Annotated in this window: 1 protein-coding gene; it reads right to left on the reverse strand. The window is 54.0% G+C overall.

Going from position 1 to position 437, the window contains the following annotated elements; all coding sequences use genetic code 11:
* Positions 1 to 68 precede the first annotated feature (68 nt).
* The coding region (locus ACFP3V_RS21880) for a hypothetical protein (protein ID WP_380586009.1) at positions 69 to 437 on the reverse strand (369 nt) is incomplete at its 5' end.

The following is a 437-nucleotide window of genomic DNA, read 5'->3' on the forward strand; positions in this document are numbered from 1 at the left end:
CGGTAGACACGATATTTTCGGGCACAGGTTTCACTCCTCTTCAGTGGGTGGCTATGGAACGGGAACATTCATGACACCAACATCCAGTAGATAAAGCACAGAAAACCCATCCCCCATCCCCAGAACAGGATCTGGCCGCGGTATTTATCCCGCAGGTTAAAAAAGGGATGTGCCTGCAGGTCAACGAGCTCCTCACTTTGCGAGGCAAGCTCCCTTTCCAGCTCCAGGATTCTTTTCTGCGACTGAGCACACAGGGTAGCCAGCCGGATGACCCCGGTTGCCCGTTGCGCCACCTCCAGGTCTGAATCCCCGCTCTGCGGCAGAGACAGTTTTTCTGCCCGCAGCGGCAGGGCGTCACATTTCTCGTCCGGGAGCTGGCCCTCTTTCCTGTGCAACAGATGATAAAATGGACGATTCTTAAGTGAAGTAATTAACTG

Origin of the sequence: Streptacidiphilus monticola, assembly GCF_042658505.1 — a bacterium.
Lineage (GTDB): Bacteria > Actinomycetota > Actinomycetes > Streptomycetales > Streptomycetaceae > Streptacidiphilus > Streptacidiphilus monticola.